Here is a 4317-nt window from a genome sequence, read left to right as displayed (position 1 = left end):
AAAAAAACCCCCCCCCCCCCCCCCCCCCCCCCCCCCCCCCCCCCCCCGCTGCCCGGGGGGGGCCCGGGGGGGGGGCCCCCCCCCCCCCCCCCCCCCCGGGGGCGCCCCCCGAGGGCGACGCTCAGTCGCCCTTGCTGCGCGACCAGATCAGGTTGTGCGCGCCGTCCTCGCCTTCGACCAGGCGGGCATAGATGGTCGCCGGGAACGACGGGTCATCCAGCGTCACCGACAGGTAGGGCCGATCCGCCTTGCTGACCTTCTTCCACGCCGCGCCGATCTCCAGGCCGTTGCCGGCGATGACGCGGAAGTCAGGGGCGTTTTCGCTCGTCTTGTCGCTGGCGGCGATCTTGACCTTGACATTCAAGGTCAGGGTGCGAACCGTGCCGGTGTAGCCGTTGCCCGAAGCGGTGAAGTTACCAATGGTGCTCATGATGAAGTCCTTTCGAGGTTGATCCAGGTCCGCGCCGATCGCGGCCTTGGCGTGATCCGGACGGCGCGGGGCCGGGCGCGCCGCACCCCAGGCGAAGCAGGGGCCGCAGCGCAGCGAAGGACCGGAAGGCACGAGAAATTTGCCTCGCGAGGAATCTGCGCAGCAGAGGGGAAATTTGTCGGGCCGCACGGTTGCGGCGAGGAAGCCCGAGGCGAAACGAAACGAAGAGCAGCGCCGCCGTGCCCGCGCCAGGATTCACGGCAAATACAAGGCCGTGGGCGTGGACCTGTTCTCGCAAAGGACGCATGAGCCTGGTACCCGCTCGAAGCAACAGCATTCCGGCATGGACCCGCCCGCACCCGAACGCCAAAGTAGCCGCCTCGCGAAGACCAGAAAGAACGCACCGCCGCATCGCAGCGGCATGGAAGTCGGCATCGGCGAAATGGAAGGGCATGGCGGACGGCCTGTCGAAGAAGGCCTCCGTCGTTCACGGTGGCCTGCCGCCAGCGTCGAGGACGACGCTGCATTCCGGAACCCAGCGCAGCCAAGCCTGTCGTGAACCCGCTCCGCCCATCGGCGGGGCGCACTCCCGGAAGGTCTCAGCGGCGCAGCCGCTGGATGTCAAAACGCGCGCGGCACACCTGCCGCGCGCGTCGCGCCGATTCAAAAGCCCCGGCCCGAAGGCCGGGGCTCATGTTCACGCAGTAGCGTGCTCGCCCTCTTTGGCCACCGCCTCGATGCTGCCACGGCCTACGGCTTCGGCCCTGACCTCACTCTCCGGCACGACACGCGTTGCCGCTTCGGCTGCGACAGCAGCGTCCTGCCCCCCGAACATCACAGGCAACCAGCCCGTTCCCACTGCCAGCCGCTCGGCTTCGCTCGCGATGTCGGCCTTCTTGAGCTTGCCCAGCCGCTTCACCTGATCGGGTGCGAACGCCTGCACCGCTTCCAGTGCCTTGGCTTTCGAGACATGCTCGAAATAGCCCGCAGCGGTCGGCGTCCACCAGTCGTGCATGTCGAGGTTCACCGCCCGCGCGAGCGCGGCGGCAGGCACTTCCTCTTCGCGCGAGGCCAGCACGCTGACCGTGGAGGCCACGCACACCGCCAGCAGCGACAGCAGTTCCTGCTGCGGCAAGGTCAGCAGTTCGGCGAACAGTGTTTCCGAGTTGTCGGGCAGGCGATCGGCCCACGCCTGTCGAACCTTCGTCATCCCGATGGCTGCGAGCGACTGCGCCACGTCCGGCGCATGCAGTCCCAACCCGTCCTGCGGCGTGGCGCTGATATCGACCGGCGAGCCGCCCGAGCCGTAGCTGTCCACAATCACACGCATAGCGAGACGATGCACCAAGGCCACCAGCGCGACCTGCGGGTGCCGCGCCACCTCGGCCTGCAAGGCGGCGGTGCGGTGCGCGCTCAGGCGCTTCGCCAGCTTCTCCGAAATGCCGGGCTTGGCCGGTCCGTCGCTATCGACCGGGTTGCTGCCCGCTCCGCCCTCTTCCTGCCGCGCCTGCTCCCGCAAGACCTTGGCCTGTTCCTCGCGCAGCAAGCCGCGATGCACGACCACGCCTCCCATGGGATCGAGCGACACCACGGCCCCGGCCAGCGCCACCACGGCGGGCGAGTATTCGACCAGCCTCTGCTCGATGGCGTCCAGCTCGTTGCCGAGCTCGTCCATTTCCTCCTGCAGCGCCTGCGCCTGTTCGTCGGTCATGTCCGCGTTCTCGTCGTCCAACCGCGCCTGCAGCTTCGCCTGTTGGTCTTCGAGCTTGGCGATTCGCTTGGCCTCGGCCTTGCAGGGTTCGCGCCGCGCGCTGCGCGCGCGTTGGAACTGGTACAGATCGGAGGACGCGACACGCGGCGCGGCATCCACCCATGCCCAGCCTTCGGCCCGCACCTGCTCGACGGTCGGTGCAAGCCTGTCGCGCGCCAGCGCATCCAACAGCGCGCCATCGGTCAGGAAGATGCCGCTTTGCTCGTCCGCGAACAGGTCGCGGCGCACCCCGCCGCCCGCCTGCTCGTAGGCTTCCACCCCCACGAAGCGCGCCACCGCACCGCGGCTGGCGTCGATCTCGTCGCAGGTCAGATGGTCGCGCAGCGCCTCCGGGCTGCGCTGCCATTGCGGCGAGTCGTAGAACGCAGCCTCCTGCGCCGCATGGTCGTCGGTGATGGCGAGCGCCATCAACTGCTCCAGCGTCACGGCCTGCGTCCCAAAGTCGGCCAGCAGGCGCGGCGAGACGTTGGCGAGCTTCAGGCGCCGCTGCACCACTAGAGGCGTCACCCCGAAATCGGCCGCGATGTCCTCCACCGGACGGCCCTCGGCCACGAGGTCTTTCCAAGCGAACAGTTCTTCGATGGGTGACATGGCCTCGCGCTGCACGTTCTCGGTCAGACTGACAGTTCGGGCCGCATCATCCAGCACCAGCAGGCAATGCACCTCGTGATCCTTCGCCAGTTTGCGGCGCTTGACCAGTAGCTTGAGCGCAGCCAAGCGCCGCCGCCCGGCCACCACCTCGTAGTGCTCGCCATCGGGTGCGGCGACCACGGTGAGGTTCTGAAGCAAGCCGACGCGGGCAATGCTCGATGCAAGTTCGGGAATCGATGTGGCGCCGCTCTTGCGCACATTGCGGCTCGAAGGCCGCAGCTTGGACAGCGGGATCGGCAGCAGTTGCTGCGAGGCCGCGACGGCGGCAGCGCCGCCCGTAGTAACCGCCACGGCATTGGTTTCTTGAAAGGTAGTGGTGTTCATGGTGTAGCTCCAATCGGAAAAACGGAAAGACGTAAAACTTGGGAATCGATAGAGGGGCTGCACGCCCCTCCCAGCTCGGAGTTCAGGCCTTGAGCTGGCGCATGCCATCGGCCAGCAGCCACAGGGCCCGGTTCAGCCGCAGGTTCTGGTCGATGCCCTGCACGGGCCGCGTGCTTTGGCGGCGCCCGTTGCTGGCGCGGGCGCGCAGGCCGCCCTTGATGAGGTTTTCCTGCGTGCGGTTGAACACGCTCCACAGGTCGCGGCGCTCGTCGTCCGTGCGGCGCGGCATCAGGATTTGCGCTTCCGTGATGGGTGCGGGCTTGTCGGGGTCGTCGTACTTGAGGGTCAGCGCGGCGCGGGCGAACACCTCGGATTCCCCGGCGTCCAGCGTGATGGCTTGCATGGATTCACGCGATTCCTGGGCCTGCCCGAAGCCCTCCAGCACGGCATAGGCGCCTTCGATCACATGGCCCGCCACATCGCCCTTGTGGGGCACGCGCACATCGGCCACGGTGTCGCCGCACACCAGCCCGTTGCTGCACACGAAGCGGAACATGCCCGCCAGCATCTGGTAGCTGCTGGTGCCGTCATGGGAGTTCAGCAGGATGATTTCGTTGGCCTCGCGGCCGTTGATCTGGCTGGCGTGGCGCAGCCGGATCATGTGCTTGGTGAAGTCGCGCCGCCCCTCCTGCCGCACGCGGGTCTGACACACCATGAAGGGCTCGAAGCCCTCCCCTCTGAGTTCCCCCAGCACGCTGGCCGTGGGGATGTAGCTGTAGCGCTCAGAGCGGCTGCCGTGCGGGGCCTGCGCGAAGATGGACGGGGCCGCGGTCCGTATCTGCTCATCCGACAAGGGATGTTCCGAGCGCAGCACCGGCGAGTGGTTCGCGAAACGGGACGCAAGTTGCATGGTGATTTCTCCTAACGAAGTTGGCTGTTGAAAAAAGCCTCACCGGATTCCTAGATTCGGAGCCCTCTTCGGGTCTTCCGGTGGGGTCGGCACGAAGAACCCGGTTGGCCTCGTTGCCACCGTCTTTCCTGAGTTCATCGCCCGCGGCCCAAGGAGCGCGCGCCGGGGCGCCGTCAAGGAGCGCCAGGCCGTGTCCTCGCCTTCGGCTGCGGGCCGCACCAGCCCTCGCGC

At 67.7% G+C, this 4317-nt stretch carries 4 protein-coding genes; 1 reads left to right on the top strand and 3 read right to left on the bottom strand.

The window, feature by feature from the left end; genetic code table 11:
• Positions 1-121 precede the first annotated feature (121 nt).
• Entirely contained in the window at positions 122-430 is a 309-nt protein-coding gene (locus ACCD11_RS28215) for a DUF736 domain-containing protein (protein ID WP_145745991.1), read from the bottom strand.
• A 175-nt stretch (positions 431-605) separates the two neighbouring features.
• On the opposite strand from ACCD11_RS28215, the gene ACCD11_RS28210 reads away from it, so the two are divergent.
• Positions 606-989 (top strand): hypothetical protein, encoded by a 384-nt coding sequence (locus ACCD11_RS28210; protein WP_145745796.1) that lies wholly within the window; start codon positions 606-608, stop codon positions 987-989.
• 138 nt (positions 990-1127) lie between these two features.
• On the opposite strand, the gene ACCD11_RS28205 is transcribed toward ACCD11_RS28210, so the two are convergent.
• Positions 1128-3176 carry a ParB/RepB/Spo0J family partition protein gene (locus ACCD11_RS28205; RefSeq protein WP_413316417.1) on the bottom strand — a complete coding sequence of 683 codons (2049 nt, stop codon included), beginning with the start codon at positions 3174-3176 and terminating at the stop codon, positions 1128-1130.
• Positions 3177-3258: 82 nt separating this feature from the next.
• Positions 3259-4086, bottom strand: a complete 828-nt coding sequence (locus ACCD11_RS28200) for a DUF932 domain-containing protein (RefSeq protein WP_413316415.1) — start codon at positions 4084-4086, stop codon at positions 3259-3261.
• Positions 4087-4317 lie beyond the last annotated feature (231 nt).

Source organism: Variovorax sp. Varisp36 (genome assembly GCF_047304235.1).
Lineage (GTDB): Bacteria > Pseudomonadota > Gammaproteobacteria > Burkholderiales > Burkholderiaceae_C > Variovorax.
Note: the sequence above shows the minus strand (reverse complement) of the source record. Positions and strands in the feature narration are given on the sequence as shown.